Annotated in this window: 4 protein-coding genes; 1 reads left to right on the top strand and 3 read right to left on the bottom strand. The window is 73.6% G+C overall.

Translation table 11 applies throughout. From position 1 onward, the window contains the following. The 3 genes from ABZS97_RS37085 to sbnA form a co-directional block, all read right to left on the bottom strand. The coding region (locus ABZS97_RS37085) for an amino acid adenylation domain-containing protein (RefSeq protein ID WP_356145308.1) at positions 1-3,591 on the bottom strand (3,591 nt) is incomplete at its 3' end. Continuing rightward, positions 3,588-11,567, bottom strand: a complete 7,980-nt coding sequence (locus tag ABZS97_RS37080) for an amino acid adenylation domain-containing protein (RefSeq protein WP_356145306.1) — start codon at positions 11,565-11,567, stop codon at positions 3,588-3,590. The genes ABZS97_RS37085 and ABZS97_RS37080, both read right to left, overlap by 4 nt. A 95-nt stretch (positions 11,568-11,662) precedes the next feature. Then, positions 11,663-12,700 carry a 2,3-diaminopropionate biosynthesis protein SbnA gene (sbnA, locus tag ABZS97_RS37075; RefSeq protein WP_356145304.1) on the bottom strand — a complete coding sequence of 346 codons (1,038 nt, stop codon included), beginning with the start codon at positions 12,698-12,700 and terminating at the stop codon, positions 11,663-11,665. Positions 12,701-12,959: 259 nt separating this feature from the next. Here sbnA and ABZS97_RS37070 point away from each other — a divergent pair, with 259 nt between their 5' ends. Continuing rightward, the gene (locus tag ABZS97_RS37070; RefSeq protein ID WP_356145302.1) at positions 12,960-20,231 is read left to right on the top strand and encodes an amino acid adenylation domain-containing protein; all 7,272 of its coding nucleotides are present in this window, start codon (positions 12,960-12,962) and stop codon (positions 20,229-20,231) included. Positions 20,232-20,293: the final 62 nt, after the last annotated feature.

Genomic DNA, 20,293 nt, shown 5'->3' with positions numbered 1-20,293 from the left:
GTCGGCCGGCGCGAGCACCCGCTGCTCGGCCGGGCCGACGCCGCCGTCGAAACCGGCGCCGGAAGCGGGGGAGGCCCCGGCGCCGGTGGTCTCGGTGGGGTCATCGGCGAAGAGGGCGCGCGCCGGGAACACCGTCCGCAGGGCCTCGTGGCGGGCCACGACGTCCTGGAGGGCGGCTTCGAGCGCGGGCTTGTCCAGGGGGCCGGACAGCCGTACGGCCAGCGGGATGTTGTAGAGCCCGCCGGGCGCGCCGAGCCGTTCGACGAACCAGAGGCGCTGCTGCGCGTACGACAGCGGAAGGGAGGCCGGGCGCGGTCCCGCGACGAGGGGGGCCCTGCCGGGCTCGGCGGCGGGCAGCCGGGTGGCGAGTCCCGCGACGGTGGGGGCCTCGAACAGGTCACGCAGGCGCAGTTCGGCGCCGAGTTCGGCGCGGACCCGGTTGACGATGCGGGTGGCGAGCAGCGAGTGGCCGCCGAGGGCGAAGAAGTCGTCGTCCACGCCGACGCGTTCGAGGCCGAGGACCTCGGCGAAGACGCCGCAGAGCACCTCTTCCTCACGGGTGCGCGGGGCGCGCGCCGAGGTGGCGTACTCGGGGGCGGGCAGCGCGCGGCGGTCGAGCTTGCCGTTGGCGGTCAGCGGCAGCGCGGGCAGCCGGACGACGGCGGCCGGGACCATGTAGTCGGGCAGCCGCTCACCGGCGAACGCCCGCAGTTCCGGGGCGAGTTCACCCGCCTCGGGTCCATCGGCCGTCACGACGTACGCGACCAGGCGCTGGTCGCCCGGCCGGTCCTCGCGGGCGAGAACGGCGGCCTCGGCGACCCGAGGGTGCTGCCCGAGGACGGTCGCGATCTCACCCAACTCGATGCGGAACCCGCGCAGTTGGACCTGTTCGTCGGCGCGCCCGAGGTATTCGAGGGTGCCGTCGGCGCGCCACTGCCCCAGGTCGCCGGTGCGGTACATGCGGGCGCCCGCGGGACCGAACGGGCAGGCGACGAAGCGTGCCGAGGTCAGGTCGGGGCGTCCCAGGTAGCCGCGTGCCAGGCCCGGCCCGGCGACGTACAGCTCGCCGGGCACGCCCGCCGGGACGGGCTGCAGGGCGCCGTCGAGCACGTACACCCGCAGGTCGGGGATGCCGCGCCCGATCACGCTGCCGCCGCCGGCGGCCGCTGTGGCCGCGTCGAGTTCCTGGTAGGAGACGTGCACGGTCGTCTCGGTGATCCCGTACATGTTGACCAGGAGCGGCCCGTCGGCGTCGCCGTGCCGCTCGTACCAGTCGGTGAGGCGGCCGATGTCGAGCGCCTCGCCGCCGAACACCACGCGGCGCAGGGCGAGTTCGCGGGGCCGGTCGGCGTCGGCGCGCATCAGCTGGTAGAAGGCGGACGGCGTCTGGTTGAGGACGGTGACGCGTTCCTCGGCGAGCAGGTCCAGGAAGGCGTCGGGCGAGCGGGAGACGTCGTAGGGCACGACGACCAGCCGGCCGCCGCGCAGCAGCGCGCCCCACAGCTCCCACACCGTGAAGTCGAAGGCGACGGAGTGGAAGAGGGTCCACACGTCGTCCGGCCCGAAGCCGAACCACGGGTCGGTGGCGTCCAGCAGCCGGACCACGTTCTGGTGCGGCACCACCACGCCCTTGGGGCGGCCGGTGGATCCGGAGGTGTAGATGACGTACGCCGGGTGTTCGGGGTCGGCGGCGGCGCCGGTGCCCGGGTCGGTGTCCGGGCAGGCGGCGAGCGCGGCCCGTGTCGTGTCGGCGCCGAGGTCGACGCGCTCGACGTCGGGAACCTCCGGCAGTGCGGGCAGCCTGGCTTCGGCGCTGGTCAGCAGGAGTGCGGGGCGGGCGTCGCGCAGGGTGTGGGCGAGGCGGTCGGCGGGGTGGCCGGGCTCCAGGGGCAGGTAGGCGGCGCCTGCTTTGAGGACGGCGAGGATGGCGATGATCAGGTCCGTGCCGCGCGGCAGCGCGAGCGCCACGAACGTCCCGGGTCCGGCGCCGCGAGCGGCGATGAGGTGCGCGAGCCGGTTGGCGCGGGTCTCCAGCTCGCCGTAGGTCAGACAGGCGGAGCCGGCCCCCTCGGGCACGGTGACGGCGACCGCGTCGGGCGTGCGGGCGGACTGTTCGGCGAAGAGCGCGGGGATGGTCGTACGGCGCCGGGTCTCGTCCGGGGTGCCGGCGGCGGCGCCGCTCCACTCGGTGAGAATGCGCCGCTGCTCGGCGGGGTCCGGCGCGCCCAGGCGGGCGAGCAGCACGTCGGGGTCGTCGGCGACGTCGCCGAGAATGCGGACGAGGCGGTCGAGGATGCGCCGCGCACGCTCCGGGCCGCCCTCCCCGTCCCGCTCCAACACAGAGGCTTTGTAAGCGAGTTGCAGTTCAAGGCGCTCGCCGGGGAACACGGTCAGGCTCAGCGGGTAGTGCGTGGCCGAGTGCACCCGGGCCGCGCTCACGGCGCCGCCCGACTCCCGTCGCAGGCCCTCCTCGTCGAGCGGATAGCTCTGGAACGCCAGCACGGTGTCGAAGAGTTCGCCCTGAATTCCGGAGGCTGCCTGCACCTCGGCGAGCGGCAGATGCTCGTACGGCATCAGCGCGATCTGCTGCCCTGCCAGTGCCCGGAACAGGTCGCTCGCGCGCAGGCCGGGGCGGACGTCGGCGCGCACGGGCAGCGTGTTGGCGAACAGCCCGATCATCGACTCGACGTCGGGCACCTCGGCGGGCCGGCCGGAGGTCACGGAGCCGAAGACGACGTCCTCGCGGCCGGTGAGCCGTCCCAGCAGCAGCGCCCAGCAGCCCTGCACCACGGAGTTGAGCGTCAGGCCCTGGCCTCGCGCCCAGGCCGCGAGGGCGGCGGTGCGCTCGGCGGAGAGGAAGTCACCGATGCCGGTGGGCAGTTCGGGCTGCTGCGCGTCGCCCTCGGTACGGGCGGCGGGCAGCAGGCGTACGGGGCCGTCCAGGCCGTCGAGCAGCTCCGCCCAGGCCGTCCGCGCCGCCGTACGGTCGCGGCCCTTCAGCCAGGTGAGGAAGGCGCGGTAGGGCGCGGGCGGGGACAGCTCGGCGCGGCCGCGCTCCCCGTCGCCGAGAAGCATCAACTCCCGTACGGCGAGCGGGAAGGACCAGCCGTCCATGAGGATGTGGTGCACGGACCACAGCAGCCGGTGGCGTCGTTCGCCGAGCCGGATCAGGGTGAACCGCATCAGCGGCGGGCGCGCCGGGTCGAAGCGGCGCAGCCGGTCCTCGCGTGCGATCCGCTCGGCCTCGGTGTCCCGCTCGGCGGCGGGCAGGTGGGTCAGATCCCGGACCTGCCAGTCCGGCTCGACCTCTTCCTCCTTGAGGACGATCTGGACGGGTTCGCCGTTCTTCCGGTTGCGGAAGCAGGCGCGGAGGTTGGGGTGCCGGCGCAGCAGGGCGGCGGAGGCGGCGCGCAGGCGGGCCTCGGTCTCCGTGCCGCCGTCCGCGTCGGCGACCTCGATGTCCGCGTCGAACTGGAGGGTGTAGAGGTCGGGTGCCGCGTGATCGTAGGAGGAGAGGAAGAGCAGCCCCTGCTGCAGCGGCGAGAGCGGCAGCACCTCGCTGATCTTCGACCCGGTGTTGGTCACGGTCACGACAGCTCCTCACTCAACTCGAGTTCCAGATCGGCGAGTTCGTCGTCGGAGAGGGTGATCAGGCTGCTCTCCGGCTCCGCGGCGGGTGCGCCGGGCCCGTTCTGCTCCTGCTCGGCGGCGGCGCGGGCGAGGGCGGCGGCGGTCTTGTGGGTGAAGACGTCGCGGGTGGTCAGGGCGAGTCCGGCCTTGCGGGCGCGGCTGACGACCTGGATGGAGCGGATGCTGTCGCCGCCGAGCGCGAAGAAGTCCTCGTCGATGCCGACCTGCAGGACGCCGAGTACGTCGCCGAGGATCTCGCACAGGACGCGCTCGCGTTCGTCACGCGGGCCGCGCTTCTGCGTCTCGTCCGTGTGGTCGGGGCGGGGCAGTGCCTTGCGGTCGAGCTTGCCGTTCGGGGTGAGCGGCATCGCGTCCAGGACCAGCCAGGACGCGGGGATCATGTACGCCGGCAGCAGCCGGGACAGGTCCTGGTGCACACGGTCGGGGTCGGGTGCCGCGGTGCCCGTACCGGTGAGGTAGCCGACAAGGCGAGGGTTGCCGGAGGCGTCGGGGACGACGGCGACGGCCGCGTCGGCGATGGCGTCGAGGGTACGGATGACGGCCTCGATCTCGCCGAGCTCTACCCTGCGGCCGCGGATCTTGACCTGGTGGTCGCGCCGCTCGATGAACTCCAGCTGCCCGTCGGGGCGTTGGACCACGCGGTCACCGGTCCGGTACATCCGCGTTCCCGCGCCGGCGAACGGGTCGGCCATGAACGTCCCCGCCGTCCTGGCCGGGTCGTCGAGATAGCCGCGGCCGACACCGGCCCCACCGACGTACAGCTCACCCGGCACACCGACCGGCACCGGCTGCAGCTCGTCGCCGAGGACGTACAGCCGGGTGTTGCGCACCGCACCGCCGATGGGAACGCGGCCGTCCAGGGGCTCCCCGGCGCTGATCACCGCGTGGGTGACGTCGTCCGAGCACTCCGTCGGCCCGTACGCGTTCATCAAAGGGATGCTCGGGTAGCGGGCGTGCCAGCGCTCGCACAGATCGGCGGGCAGCGCCTCGCCGGTCACCATCAGCCACCGCAGCGACGGGAGTTCGGGAGCCCCGCCCTCCACATCCCACGCATCCAGCGCCGCCCGCAGCAGCGACGGCACCACCTCAAGCACCGCCACACGCTCATCACGCACGACGGCGAACAGACCCGAAGGATCGGCGGCCAGCTCCACCCCCGACACCCGCACCCGGCCGCCCACCAGCAGCGGGGCCAGCATCTGCCACACCGACACATCGAAGGTCAGCGGCGCATTCGCCACCACCGACTCCCCCGCCACCAGATCCAGATCCCCCACCTTCGCCCACAGGTGGTTGACCATTCCCGAGCGCTGCACCATCGCCCCCTTCGGGCGACCGGTCGAACCCGACGTGAACATCACATACGCCAGATCCAACCCACCCCCGAGGCAGTCGGGCAGGGCGCGTGCGGTGAGTCCGTCCTCCAGTGCGAGGGCGGTGATCCGGGCGGTGGCGAGCTCCTCGGCCCGGGCCTCGTGCCCGGCGCCGACGAGGAGGAAGCGGGCACCGCTGTCCGCGAGAAGAGCGGCGTTACGAGCCGCCGGAGCAGCCGGATCCAGCGGCAGATACGCGCCACCCGCACCCAGCACACCCAGCACACCCGCCACGAACGGCACCCCGGGATCGGCCAGCATCGCGACCAGCGAGCCGGTGCTCGCCCCGGCCGCGGTGAGTCCGGCGGACAGTCCGCCGGCCGCCTCGACCAGTTCCCGGTAGGTGACGGATCCCGCGGCGTCCGTGACGGCGATCTCGCCGGGGACGCGGGCGGCCACCGCGCGCACGCGCTCCACGACGCCGAGGCTCTCCTCGGCGATCGAGGGGTCCCAGGTACCGAGGAGCCCGCCGAGTTCACCGGGGGTGCCGGGCCCGGCCAGGCCGGCCGGGGCGGTCACGTCGATCCGGGCGAGGGGCAGGCCGGGCTGTTCGGCGACGGTGCGCAGCAGGTGCTCGAAGACGACGGCGACGCGTTCGACGCCGTCGCGGGTGAACAGGTCCGGCGCGTAGTCCAGGCGCAGGCTCAGGGTGTCGCCGGGGAAGACGGCCATGCTCAGCGGGTGGTGGCGGGCGTCGCGGGCCTCGGCGCGCACCACGCGGGGGCCGCCTGCGGTGCTGCCGGTGTCCAGGCCGCTCTCGCCGAGGGGGAAGTTCTCGAAGAGGACCACGGTGTCGAAGACCTCGCCGGAGAGCCCGGCGGCCTTGTGGATCTCGGTGAGGCCGAGGTGCTCGTGCGGCAGCAGCGCGGTCTGCTGGTCCTGGAGGGCGTGCAGCAGTTCGGTGAGGGTGGCGCCGGGGTGCAGCCGGGCGCGGACCGGCACGGTGGTGAGGAACATGCCGATCATCGACTCGACGTCGGGGACCTCGGCGGGCCGGCCGGAGGTGACGGCGCCGAAGACGACGTCCTGGCGGCCGGTGAGCCTGCCGAGCAGCAGCGCCCAGCAGCCCTGCACCACGGAGTTGAGGGTCAGGCCCTGCCCGCGCGCCCAGGTGGACAGGGCGGCGGTCAGTTCGCGGGGCACCTCGGCGCGTACGGAGTCGGGCAGCGCCGGGACACGGTCGGGGTCGGCCGGGGTGAGCAGGGTCGGCTCGGTCACGTCGGCGAGGACGTCGCGCCAGGCTTCCCGGGCCGCGTCGCGGTCCTGTGCGGTCAGCCAGGCGAGGTAGTCGCGGTACGGCGCCGGGTCGGGCAGGAGGGTGACGTCCGCGCCGGGTGCGCACAGGGCGAACAGTTCCTGGACGAGCAGGGGCATCGACCAGCCGTCGACGAGGATGTGGTGGCTGGTCCAGATGAAGCGGTGCTGTCCCTCGCCGTGGGTGACGAGCGTGAAGCGCAGCAGGGGCGGGTGCGCGAGGTCGAAGCGGCGGGTGCGCTCGGCCTCGGTGATCCGGTCGAGTTCGGCGGTGCGCGCGGGCTCGGGCAGGTCGCTCAGGTCGGCTTCCCGCCAGGGCAGCCGGGCGCTGTCCGGAATGATCTGCACCGGGTCGCCGGTCGCGCGGGCCCGGAAGGAGGCGCGCAGGTTCGGGTGCCGGTCGAGGAGGGCCTGCCCGGCGGCGCGCAGTACGGCCGGGTCGAGGTCGCCCTCGATGTCGGCGACGATCTGCAGGGTGTAGACGTCCACGGCGTCGTCCTCGCCCTGCTCGCCCGCGACGGTGTCGTAGTCCGCGTGGAAGAGCATGCCCTGCTGGAGGGGTGTGAGGGGCAGGACGTCGGCGAGGGTCGTGCCCGCCTCGGCGAGTTCGGCCTCGTACTCCTCGATCTCGTCCTGTGCCAGGTCCACCAGCGGCAGGTCGGAGGGGGTGAGGCCACCGGCGGCCGGTCCGGCGCCGTGCCGGGACAGCAGCTCCAGGGCGCGGAACCAGGTGTCCGCGATGTCCCGCGCGTCCTCCTCGGCGACGGACTGCCCGGCCCAGCTCCAGTTGGCGATCAGATGCGGTCCGTCGTGGCGGTCCTCGGTCGCGGGGGTGACGTCGAGGACGTGCGGCAGCGGCATGCCGGGGTGGGCGCCGGTGCCGACGACGCCGTCGCCGCCCGCGGGCTCCCACAGCCCGGTCTCGCGGGCGTCGAAGCGGCCCATGTAGTTGAAGCCGATCTGCGGCCGGTGATATCCGGCGAGGGCGCGGGCGGCGTGCGGGTTGAGGTAGCGCAGCAGGCCGTGGCCGACGCCCCGGTCGGGCAGGGCGCGCAGTTGCTCCTTGACCTTCTTCAGGGCCGTGGCCAGGGCGGGGCCGCCCGCCCACACCTCGTCCCAGTCGAGGGTGCCGGGGTCGAGGCGGACCGGGAAGGCGCTGGTGAACCAGCCGACGGTGCGCGACAGGTCGAGCGTGTCGCTGAGCTGCTCGCGGCCGTGGCCCTCCAGCTCGATCAGGGTCTGCCCGTAGTGGGCGTGGCCGTGCCGCCTGCGCCAGTCCGCGACGGCGAGGGCGAGTCCGGTCAGCAGGACGTCGTTGATCTCGGCGTGGAAGGCCGCGGGAACCTCGGTGAGCAGCGGCCCGGTGATGTCGGGGCCGAGTTCGAGGCGCAGGGTGCGCTGGGTGCCGTAGACGTCCTTGGCGGGGTCGAGCCTGCGGGTGCCGACCAGCGGGTCGGGGCCGTCCAGGATGCCTTGCCACAGGGCGAGTTCGGGGCCGCGTACCTGCGTGCGGGCCTGTTCGGTGAGCAGGCGCGACCAGCTGCGGTACGAGGTGCCGACGGGGTCGGGGGCCGGGCTGCGGCCGGCGGCGAGTTCCTCGCAGGCGGCTGCCAGGTCGGGCAGCAGGATGCGCCAGGACACGCCGTCGACGACGAGGTGGTGGGCGCAGATCACCAGCCATCCGCAGGAGGCGCCCGGACCGGCGTCGATCAGTACGGCCTGCACCATGACGGCGGCGGAGGGGTCGAGGCGCGCGCGGGCCGCCGAGGCCTGCCGCTCGGCGAACCCGAGGATGTCCTGGGGGTCCGAGCCGGTCGTGCCGCTCGCGTCGACGGTGGAGACCAGCCGTACGCCGGACATCGCGCCCGGCGCGAGGACCTCCAGCTGCCAGAGGCCGGGGGCCGGTTCGGTGGCGCGGGTGCGCAGGGCGTCGTGGTGGTCGACCAGGGCGTGCAGGGCGGTGTCGAGGCGGTCCGCGTCGAGGCCGGCGGGGACGCGGACGACGACGTGCTGGCTGTACTTGACCACCGGGCCGGTGAGCGTACGCGTGTCCTCGTGCAACTGGCCCATGATCGGGGTGAGTTCCAAGACGCCGACCCCGCTCTCGTCGGCGGTCGCGGCGGGCCCGCTCGCGGTGCCTGCGCCGACCGCGCCCGCTGCCCGGGCGAGGGCGGCGGCGGTCTTGTGGGTGAAGACGTCGCGGGTGGTCAGGGCGAGTCCGGCCTTGCGGGCGCGGCTGACGACCTGGATGGAGCGGATGCTGTCGCCGCCGAGCGCGAAGAAGTCCTCGTCGATCCCGACGCGGGAGACGCCGAGTACGTCGGCGTAGATGCCGCACACGATGCGCTCGCGCTCGTCGCGCGGGCCACGCGTCGTGTCCTGCTCGGCGACGGCGGGGCGGGGCAGCGCCTTGCGGTCGAGCTTGCCGTTCGGGGTGAGCGGCATCGCGTCCAGGACCAGCCAGGACGCGGGGATCATGTACGCGGGCAGCAGCTGGGCGAGTTCGGCGCGGACCTGCGTGGCGTCGACACCGGGCCCGGTCAGATAGCCGACGAGCCGGGGGTTGCCGGAGGCGTCGGGAAGTACGGCGACCGCGGCGTCCACCACGCTGTCCAGGGACCGGATGACGGCCTCGATCTCACCGGTCTCGACGCGACGGCCGCGGATCTTGACCTGGTGGTCGCGCCGCTCGATGAACTCCAGCTGCCCGTCGGGGCGTTGGACCACGCGGTCACCGGTCCGGTACATCCGCGTTCCCGCGCCGGCGAACGGGTCGGCGACGAACGTGCCTCCGGTACGGCCGGGATCGTCGAGGTAGCCGCGGCCGACGCCGGCCCCACCGACGTACAGCTCACCGGGAACACCCACCGGCACCGGCTGCAACTCATCACCCAGCACATACAGCCGGGTATTGCGCACCGCACCACCGATCGGCACCCGACCGTCGAGCTGCTGACCGGCCGTGATGACGGCGTGCGTCACATCGTCCGAGCACTCCGTCGGGCCGTAGGCGTTCATCAACGGCACATGCGAATACCGGACATGCCAGCGCTCGCACAGATCGGCGGGCAGCGCCTCGCCGGTCACCATCAGCCACCGCAGCGACGGGAGTTCGGGAGCCCCGCCCTCCACATCCCACGCATCCAGCGCCGCCCGCAGCAGCGACGGCACCACCTCAAGCACCGCCACACGCTCATCACGCACCACGGCGAACAACCCCGAAGGATCGGCGGCCAGCTCCACCCCCGACACCCGCACCCGGCCCCCCACCAACAACGGAGCCAGCATCTGCCACACCGACACATCAAAAGTCAGCGGCGCATTCGCCACCACCGACTCCCCCGCCACCAGATCCAGATCCCCCACCTTCGCCCACAGGTGATTGACCATCCCGGACCGCTGCACCATCGCCCCCTTGGGACGACCCGTCGAACCCGACGTGAACATCACATACGCCAGATCCAACCCACCCCCGACACAAGGGAGTTCAGTCGTGCAGGCGGCATCGGTGGGCGCGGCGAGTGGCAGCACGGGCAGGTCCGTCAGGGTCCGCGCCCGCTCCTCGTAGCCGGCGCCGACGAGGAGGAAGCGGGCACCGCTGTCCGCGAGAAGAGCGGCGTTACGAGCCGCCGGAGCAGCCGGATCCAGCGGCAGATACGCGCCACCCGCACCCAGCACACCCAGCACACCCACCACGAACGGCACCCCGGGATCGGCCAGCATCGCGACCAGCGAGCCGCGTTCGGCCTGGGCCGCGGTCAGCCGGGAGGCCACGCCCGCGGCGCGCGTCAGGAGAGCGCGGTAGGTGACGCTCTCGGCGCCGTCGGCCACGGCGACCGCGTCGGGCGTGCGCGCGGCCACGGCTCGCACTCGCTCGACGAGGCCTTCGTACGCGTCCTGTTCGGCGGCCCGGTCCCAGGCGCCGAGCAGACCGAGGGGCTCCTCGGGCGCGCCCAGGCCGACCCGGCCGAGGGGCTCGTCCGCGGGCAGCTCGGCGAGGGCGGCGAGGAAGGCCTCGAAGCGGGCGAGGTGCGTGGCCAGTTCGGTGGAGCGGTACAGCTCCGGGTTGCCGTCGAGGTGGATCTCCATCGTGCCGTCGGCCGCGTTCAGGACCGTCATGATGAGGTCGTTGACGATGCCGGTGGAGAGGTTGACCACGGTGCCCCGGCAGTCGCCGGCGAAGGCGAGTTCGGGGTCCTGGTTGAGGACGTTGATGAACGGCCCGAAGGCGCGCCGGTCGTCGGTGCGCAGCCCGATGTCGCGGCGGATACGGTCGCCCCGGTAACGCTGGTGCTTGAGGGCACCGGACACCTCCACCCAGGCCTGGCGCAGGAGTTGGGCGCGGGTCATCTCCGGGCGCACCCGTACGGCGAGGGGCAGGTAGTTGGCGAGCATGCCCGGGATCTCGCGGCTGACGGCGCCGACGCGGCCGGTGACCGGCAGGGTGAGCAGCGGCTCGGCCGCGCCGGTCACGCGCTGGGTATAGGCGGCCATGGCGGCGACCATCACGACGGGCATGGTGACCTTGCCGTCGCGGGCGAGGGCGCGCAGCGCGTCGGTGGCCTCGATGGAGAGGCGGGAGGTGTGGCGCAGTGCGTCGCGGCCGGGGGCGGGCTCCTGCGCGGAGAGCGAGACGAGTTCGGGCGCCGGGCCGCGGTCGCCGGCGGTGAGGCGCTTGGTCCAGTACGTACGGTCGCGCTCGACCTGCGGTGAGTCCAGGTAGGCGCGCTCGGCGTCCAGGAGACGGTGGAAGGGCGGCATGACGTCACCCTCGACGCTCAACTCACCCTCGTTCTGCGCGAGTTCCGTGTAGAGCGCGGCGAGCTTCGGGTAGAGGAGTGCGCGGCTGTAGCCGTCGGCGAGGATGTGGTGCATGCACAGGTAGAGCAGGTGGTGCTCGGGGCCCAGCTTGATGAGCGCGCCCCGGAACAGCGGGAAGTCGGTGATCTTCAGCGGCTCGGCGTGGTCGGCGCCCATCCATCGCTCGGCGGCGGCAAGGGGTTCGGCCTCTGCGCTGAAGTCGAGGCTCTTCAGCGGGGGTTGGGCGAGCGGGCGGACAATCTGGCCCGGGGCGCCCGCTTCCTCGACGAACTGCACCCGCAGCCCTTCGGCCTCATGGCCCAGGCAGTGCAGCGCCTTTGCGAGGAGCGCGGCGTCGAGCGGACCGCGCAGGTCGATGTAGTCGGCCATGTTGTAGGCGAGCGGCCCGGTGGCGAACTGCTCGTCGAACCAGATCTCGGCCTGCGCCGCGGTGAGCGGGAGAACAGCGCCGCGGTGTGTCGTCGTCATCTCTTCGCTCTCCGTCATTCTCAGCCTCAGCCCCGCCCCATCAACCTTCAACGCTGTCCTGCCACTTGCTCGCCGTTCACCTGTCGGTCAGCCGGTCAGCCGGATACGGCTTCCAGGCCGGCGGCGAATTCGGCTCCCGCGCGCATACTTCCGACGCCCTGCGCGAGACCTTCGGAGCCGACCGAGTTGCGCACCCACTCGTCGTGGTAGACGGTCTCCATGTAGCGCTCGCCCAGGTCCGGCGAAATGGTCACGGCGGTCACCTGGTCGCTCACGCCTCCGACGCCGTCGCCGTACTGCTCGGAGAGCCAGCCGAGCGCGCCGGTCACGACGGTTCCGGTGGAGCCGCCGAAGAGGAATCCGTGCCGGACCAGTTCACGGCAGGTACGGACGGTGTCCGCCTCCGGGACGTGGACGACGGCGTCGACGAGGGACTCGTCCAGGAGCGGGGGGCGCACGCTGGTGCCCAGGCCCGGGATGTGCCGGGTGGCCGGGGGCTCCCCGAAGGTGACGGAGCCGACGCTGTCCACGGCGACGATCCGCACCCCCGGGCGCCGCTCGCGGAAGTAGCGGGCGCAGCCCATCAGGGTTCCCGTGGTGCCCGCGCCGACGATCAGCACGTTCAGGTCGGGGAACTGCCGGGCGATGGCGGGCGCCGTAGTGCGGTAGTGCGCCATCCAGTTGCCCGCACTCAGGTACTGGTTGAGCCAGACCTTCTTCTCGTCGGCGGCGAGCAGCGCCTTCACATGGCGGATGCGCGCGCCGAGGAAGCCCTCGGTCTCGTGCGGTTCGGTGATGACATGAACCTCGGCGCCGAAGGACTCCATGGTGCGCCGGGTCACCGCGTTGCAGCGCGAGTCGGTCACGCACAGGAACTTGAAGCCCCTGCTCGCGGCGAGCACGCTCAGGGCGACGCCCATGTTCCCGGACGAGGACTCCACCAGCGTCGAGCCGGGGCCGAGGGCGCCTGCGGCCTCCGCCTGGGCGACCATCTCCCGGGCCGCCTTCAGTTTGATGGAACCGGCGAAGTTGAATCCCTCGACCTTCAGAAAGAGACGGCGTCCGAAGAACGGCTGCAGATTCACGAAGAGGTCACTGACGTCGAATTCATGCGACGCGGATATAACCGGCACTGGGCACTCCTGGCCTTCGGCAACGAATTAGCCTCGCCGGTAAGCCTCTCCTCGCGCGCTGACGAGGGACTGACGGACTGCTGACGCAGGGTGGCGGCCCGTCGCAGGCGGCGCGGGCAGGCGAGGCGTCAGCAGGGTGTCAGTTGTCGGTCAGTTTAGCGTCAGCGCGATCGGAAATTGTTTGTGTTTCCGTCTGTCCAGCTATTCCATGAGGGGCGCGGCTTTGAATCGGCCATCGGCTATCAGTGAAGTCCTTCCGTTGTCTCCGCTGCAACAGGGGCTGCTCTTTCTTTCGGAGTTCGACCGCGAGGGCACGGATGTCTACACCCTCCAGCTGGTGGTCGACTTCGAGGGAATGACCGACGCCGACGCCATGGGCCTGCGCGCGGCGGCCGCCGCCCTGCTGGACAGGCACCCGAACCTGAAGGCCTGCTTCCGCCACCGCAGAAGCGGCGAGGCGATCCAGGTGATCCCCAAGACCGTCGAACTGCCGTGGCGTGACGTCGACCTGACCGCCTCTCCCGGCGAGGGGCAGCCGACCGCCGCCGAGCTGGACCGGGTGGCGGAGGAGGACCGGCTGCGCCGCTTCGACCTGTCCAAGCCGCCTCTGCACCGCTTCACCCTCATCAGAGCGGGCGGCGGGCGCTGCCGTCTGGTGTGGACGGTGCACCACATCCTGGTGGACGGCTGGTCGATGGCGACACTCACCCGTGAACTGGCGACGCTGGCAACGGCGTTGAAGCCGGGGGCCGATGCCTCGGTGCCGCAGGCTCCCTCCGCCGCTCCGTACCACGCCCACCTCTCCTGGCTCGGCGCGCAGGACAAGGAGGCGGCCCGGCAGGCATGGGGGCGCGCCCTCGAGGGCGTGACGGAGCCGACGCGTCTGGTGCCGGCGGCGAGCACGGAGGAGCACGGTGCGGGCGACGGTGGGGCAGGTGCCGCGAGCGGCCCGCCCGTCGATGCCCGCCAGGCGCTGCCCGAGTCCGTCCCCCTCGACCTCACCCCCGAAGTCTCTGCCGCGCTCGCGGAGTTCGCCCGTTCCCGCGGGCTCACCGTCAACGCGGTGGTGCAGGGCTGCTGGGCCCTGCTCCTGTCGCGGCTGACGGGCCAGGACACGGTGCTGTTCGGCGCCGTGACGTCGGGCAGGCCGGCGCAGATCCCCGATGTCGAGGACATGGTGGGCCTGTTCGCCAACACCCTTCCCGTACGCGTCCACGTGGACCCGGCCCGCACACCGGCCGAACTCTTCGCCGCCGTGCAGAGCAGCCAGGCCGAACTGCTGCCGCACGAGCACCTGACCCTCGCGGAGGTGCAGCAGCTGACCTCCGTGCGCGGGGAACTCTTCGACACCGCGCTGATGTTCCAGAACTACCCGATGGGCCGCACGCCCCTCACGCCGGAGGCGGAGGCCGCCGACACCGCTGCGGGCCCGCTGGTCACCGCCGTCGACATCCGCTCGGCGACCCACTACCCGGTCACCCTCACGGTCTTCCCCGGCGCCCCGGTGGGCCTGGCGGTCAACCATGTCCCCGTCCTCGTACCTCGCGGCGAGGCGCACCGGATCGGGCTGCGCTTCGCGCGGCTCCTGGAGGCCGCCGTCACCCGGCCCGACGTGCCCTGCGGGCGGCTGGACGTCCTGGACGCGGCCGAGCGGGCCCGTATCGTCGACGCACGCAACGACACCGACGCGGCCGTCCCCGGGCACTGGCTGGCCCCCCTCCTCGCCCAGTGGGCCGACCGCACCCCGGACGCGCCCGCCGTCACCTGCGGCGCGCAGCGCCTGAGCCATCGCGAACTGCACGCGCGGGCCGACCGGTTGGCGCGGGCGCTGCGCGCTGCCGGTGCGGGCCCCGAGCGGGTGGTCGCCCTCGCGCTCGACCGGTCCTGCGACCTGGTCGTCGCCGCCCTCGCCGTCCTCAAGTCCGGCGCCGCCTACCTGCCCCTGGATCCCGACTACCCGGGCGACCGACTCCACTACATGCTGGCGGACGCGGCCCCCGTCGTGACGCTCACCCATCGCCGGGTCCGCGACCTCCTGAGGGGCCGGGGCGACGCCCCCACCGGCCCCCTCTGGGTCCTCGACGACCCGGACTCCGTCCCCGACGAACCGGCCGCGGCCCCCGCCCAGGAACCGCCCGCCCCGCACGCCGACCACCCCGCCTACGTCATCTACACCTCCGGCTCGACCGGCCGCCCCAAGGGCGTCGTCGTACCGCACGGCGCGCTGGCCAACCTGGTCGAGGACATGCGCCGGCGCTTCGAGGTGACGCCCGAGGACCGGTTCCTCGCGGTCACGACGTTCGGCTTCGACATCGCCAACCTGGAGCTGTTCGTGCCGCTCGCGGCCGGCGCCGAACTCCTCGTCGCCGACCGGGAGACGGTGCGCGACCCGGCCTCCCTCGCCGCCGCCGTGACGACCTCCGACGCGACCCTGATGCAGGCCACGCCCAGCCTGTGGCAGTCCCTCGCGGCCGACCACGCGCCTCGGCTCGCGGGCCTGCGCGCCCTGGTGGGCGGTGAGGCGCTGCCGGAGCCGCTCGCCCGGGCGCTCACCGCGCACTGCGCGTCCGTGACCAATGTGTACGGCCCCACGGAGACGACGATCTGGTCCACGGCGGCGACCCTGGTGGCGCCGTCGGAGCCGAACGGGCCCGGTGGGTCCGGCGCTTCGGGCCCGCCCGCCATCGGCCGCCCGATCGCCAACACCCGCGTGTACGTCCTCGACGGCGCCCTGCGCCCGGTGCCCGACGGCACCTTCGGCGAGCTGTACATCGCGGGCACCGGGCTCGCCCGCGGCTATCTGAACCGGCCCGGGCTGAGCGCGGAGCGCTTCGTCGCCGACCCGTTCGCGCCGCCCGCCACGCCGGGGGCGCGCATGTACCGCACCGGTGACGTGGTGCGCTGGGACGGCGCCGGCTCGGCCCTGGAGTACGCGGGCCGCAGCGACCACCAGGTCAAGATCCGCGGCTACCGCATCGAGCTCGGCGAGATCGAGTCCGTGCTCGCGGCGCAGCCCGGCGTACAGCAGGCCGTCGTCACGGCCCGCACCGACCAGTACGGGGAAGCCCGCCTGGTCGCCTATGTCGTACCGGCAGGGACCAACCGCGACAAGCTACGGGAGCGCGCGTCCGCGGTGTTGCCCAACCACATGGTCCCTGCCGTGTACGTTCCCCTGGACGCGCTGCCGCTGACCCCCAACGGCAAGACCGACCGCAAGGCGCTGCCCGCACCGCCCGACGAGCTGGCGGGCACCGGCCGGGCGCCCGAGGGTGCGCGCGAGGAGCTGCTGTGCACGGTCTTCGCGGAGGTTCTCGGGCTCGAACGGGTCGGCGCCGACGACGACTTCTTCGCCCTGGGCGGTCACTCCCTGTCCGCGGTGCGCGTCGCCAACCGGCTGCGCGCTGCCGTGGGCGCGGACGTCCCGGTGCGCGCGCTCTTCGACGCCCGTACGGCCGAGGCGCTGGCCCGCACCCTGCCCGACGACCCCGCCGCCCCGGCCGCCCCCGGCGTCACCGAAGCCACCAAGGCCGCCGAGTCCACCGGCCACCGGCCGGCGCTGCGGGCCGCCGCGCACCGCTCGGCGTCCGCCCCGCTGTCGTACGCACAGGAGCGGCTCTGGTTCCTGAACCGCATGGACGGCCCGTCCGGCGCGTACAACATCCCGCTGGCCGTCCGCCTCACCGGACCGCTGGACACCGCGGCGATGACGGCGGCGGTGGCGGACGTGGTCGCCCGGCACGAGAGCCTGCGCACCGTGTTCACCGAGGCAGACGGGCTCGCCTCGCAGCTGATCCTCTCCCCCGAGGAGGCCGCGGAGGCGGGCGCCCGCCTGCGGCTCGTCCAGCTCCCGGGCTCCGGCGCCGAAGCACTCGCCGAGGCGCTGGCCGCCGAGGCCGCCCACTCCTTCGACCTGTCGGCCCAGGCCCCGCTGCGCGCCCGCCTGTTCGCGCTGGGCGTCGACAGCCACGTACTGACGCTGACGCTGCATCACATCGCTGCCGACGGCTGGTCGCTGGAGCCCCTCGCCCGCGATCTGTCGGCCGCCTACGCGGCGCGGCGGGCGGGCGGTCCGCCGCGCTGGGAGCCGCTGCCCGTGCAGTACGCGGACTACGCCCGCTGGCAGCGCGAGCTGCTCGGCACCAAGGCGGACGCGGACAGCCTGGCCGCGGCCGAACTGGCCCACTGGCGCGAGGCGTTGGCGGGCATCCCGGAGGAACTGGAGCTGCCCGCCGACTTCCCGCGCCCCGCACGCGCCGGCCACCGCGGCGGAACCGTCGTGCGCACCGTGCCCGCCGGGACGCACGCCCGGCTGGCGGACCTCGCGCAGCGGGGCGGCGCCAGCCTCTTCATGGCCGTGCAGGCCGGGCTCGCCGCCCTGCTGACCCGGCTCGGCGCGGGCACCGACATCCCGCTGGGAAGCCCGGTCGCGGGGCGCACGGACGACGCGGTCCGCGATCTGGTCGGCTTCTTCGTGAACACGCTCGTGCTGCGCACGGACACCGGGGGCGACCCCGCGTTCAGCGCGCTGCTCGCCCGGGTGCGGGAGAGCGACCTGACGGCGTACGCCCATGCCGAACTGCCCTTCGAGCACCTGGTGGAGGAGCTGAACCCGGTGCGCTCGATGGCGCGGCAGCCGCTCTTCCAGGTGGTGCTGGCGTTCCAGAACAGCACGGATCCGCTGCCCGGGCTGCCGGGGCTGACGGCGGCGGTCGAGCCGGTCGGCACGGCCACCGCGAAGTTCGACCTGGCGTTCCAGGTGACGGAGCGGACGGCCACGGACGGCGGGCCGGGCGGCCTGGACATCCAACTGGAGTACAGCGCCGACCTGTTCACCGAGGCGACCGCGGACCGCATCGCGCGCTCCCTGGCCACCCTCCTCGACTCCGCGTCCCGCACACCCGACGCCCCGCTCAGCGCCCTCGACCTGCTCTCCCCGGAGGAGCGCCACACCCTCCTGACGGCCTGGCACGGCGACCGGCGGCCCCAGCCCCCGGCCACGCTCCCGTCCCTCTTCGAGGCGCACACCGCGCACGCCCCCGGCCATCCGGCCCTGCTCGTCCCCGACCCCGCCGCGGCCGAACCCTCCCGCCTCACCTACGCGGAGCTCAACGCCGACGCCAACCGCCTCGCCCATCTGCTCCTCGGGCGCGGCATCGGCCCGGGTGACGTGGTCGCGCTGGCACTGCCCCGGTCCGCCCGTACGGTGGTGGCTCTGCTGGCGGTCCTCAAGACGGGTGCGGCCTATCTGCCGGTCGACCCGGACTATCCCGCCGAGCGCATCGCGTACATGCTCGACGACGCGGCCCCCGCCGAGGTCCTCACCGCCGAAGAGGTCGCCGGCCGCCTCCCGGTGCGGTCCGGCGGCCCCGCCCCGCTCGTGCTGGACACCCCCGCCACCCTGGCCGAGCTGCGCGAGAGCCCCGCCACCGACCCCACCGACGCCGACCGCACGCGCCCGCTGACCCCGCGCGACACGGCGTACGTCATCTACACCTCGGGCTCGACGGGCCGCCCCAAGGGCGTGGCCGTGCCGCACGCGGGAGCCGCCAACCTGGTCGCCAACCTGCACACGCACGCGGGCGCGGGGCCGGACACGCGGGCCCTGCAGTTTGCCTCCTTCAGCTTCGACGCCACGGTGTGGGAGCTGTGCGCCTCGCTGTTCTCCGGCGGCACGCTGGTGTTCGCCACCGCCGACAGCCGGCTCTCCGGCGAACTGCTGGCCGATCTGGTCGCCGCGCACGGCGTCAACCACGCCATCCTGCCGCCGACCGTCATCGCAGGGTTCCCCGAAGAGGCCCAACTACCTGAAGATCTCAGCCTGTTCACGGGCGGCGAGGCATGCCCGCCCGCCCTGGTCGAGCGCTTCTCACGCCTCGGCGTCCTGCGCAACGCCTACGGCCCGACCGAGGCCTCGGTCTGCTCCACCTGGAGCGCACCGCTGACCCCGGGCGGCAAGCCGCCGATCGGGCGGCCCTTGGACAACTTCCGCGTCTACGTCCTCGACGCGGCCCTCGCCCCGGCGCCGGTCGGCGTCACCGGCGAGCTCCACATCGCCGGTGACGGTCTCGCCCACGGCTACCTGGGCCGGCCCGTCACCACGGCCGAGCGCTTCGTCGCGGACCCCTACGGGCCCGCCGGAACGCGTATGTACCGCACCGGCGACCTCGTGCGGTGGCGGCCCGACGGTGCCCTGGACTACGTGGGCCGCGCCGACCACCAGATCAAGCTGCGCGGCTTCCGCATCGAACCCGGTGAGATCGAGGCCGCGCTGGCCCGCCATCCGGTGATCGCCCAGGCCGCCGTCACCGTCACCGCCACACCCACGGGCGTGCGCCGGCTGACCGGATACGTCGTGCCGGTGCCGGGCGTGGCCGCGGTGGACGTACCCGTCCTGCGTGCGTACGTCGGGGAGTCGCTGCCCGCGCACATGGTGCCCGCGTCACTGGTGACCCTGCCCGCGCTGCCCCTGACGGCGAACGGCAAGCTCGACACGCGCGCCCTTCCGGCGCCGGGAGCCGGGGCCGGAGCTGCCGGCGCCGTGGCCCCTGGGCGGGCGCCGCGCACCGCCGCCGAGGAGGTGCTCGCCGAGGTGTTCTGCGAGATCCTCGGCCTCGAACAGGTTGACGCAGAGGGGGACTTCTTCGCGCTGGGCGGGGACAGCCTGCGCTCGGTGCGGATCGTCGCGCGGGCCGCGAAGGCGGGGCTCACGCTCTCGCTGGCCGACGTCTTCACCCACCGGACGGTGGCGGGCCTCGCGGCGGCGGCCCGCACCGACGAGGACCAGGAGGCGTCCGGCGCGGTCACCCGGGACGTACCCCTCCACCCCGTCCTCGCCATCCGGCCCACCGGCACGGCCGCCCCGCTCTTCTGCGTGCACGGCGGGGTCGGCTTCGGGCTGCCGTACGCCGAGCTGGCCCCGCACCTCGACGCGGAGCGGCCCGTGTACGCCCTGCAGTCCGACGGCATCGCGGTGGACGGGCGGGACTGGGACCGGCCACGGGACGTACGGGCGCTCGCGGCCACCTACGTCGAGCGCGTCCGCGAGGTCCGGCCGCACGGGCCGTACCACCTGCTGGGCTGGTCCTTCGGCGGACTGGTCGCCCACGAGATGGCGGTGCAGCTCCAGGCGGCGGGCGAGGAGGTCGCGTTCCTCGGGGCCCTCGACGTCTATCCCGTGTTCCCCGAGGACCCGAACCCCTCCGACGACGAGATCCGCACCGCGTTCCTGGACCACCACGCGGCGGGCACCGGGATCGGTGAGAAGGAGCTGCGCTCGCTCATGGGTGTGATGCGCCATCACACCGACATCGCGCGGGAGTTCACGCCCGGCCGCTTCACCGGCGCTCTGACATTGTTCGTCGCCGCCGACGGCCGGCCGGCCCCGACCGCCGACCTCGCACGGCGCTGGCTGGAGCACGTGGACGGCTCGCTGACCGTGCACGAAGTGCCCTGCGGTCACGAGGAGATGCTGTCGGCCGACGCCGCCCGGCACATCGGCGCCCTCACGAACGCGGCGCTCGGCGAGGCCTGAGGGCTACCGCTCGCGGGCCCCGAGGGGGCCAAAACGCCGTGTCGCCGGCAGCTCCGCGAAGT

The organism is Streptomyces sp. NPDC005485 (assembly GCF_040606085.1).
GTDB lineage: Bacteria > Actinomycetota > Actinomycetes > Streptomycetales > Streptomycetaceae > Streptomyces.
This window is presented reverse-complemented; position numbering and strand designations above follow the sequence as displayed.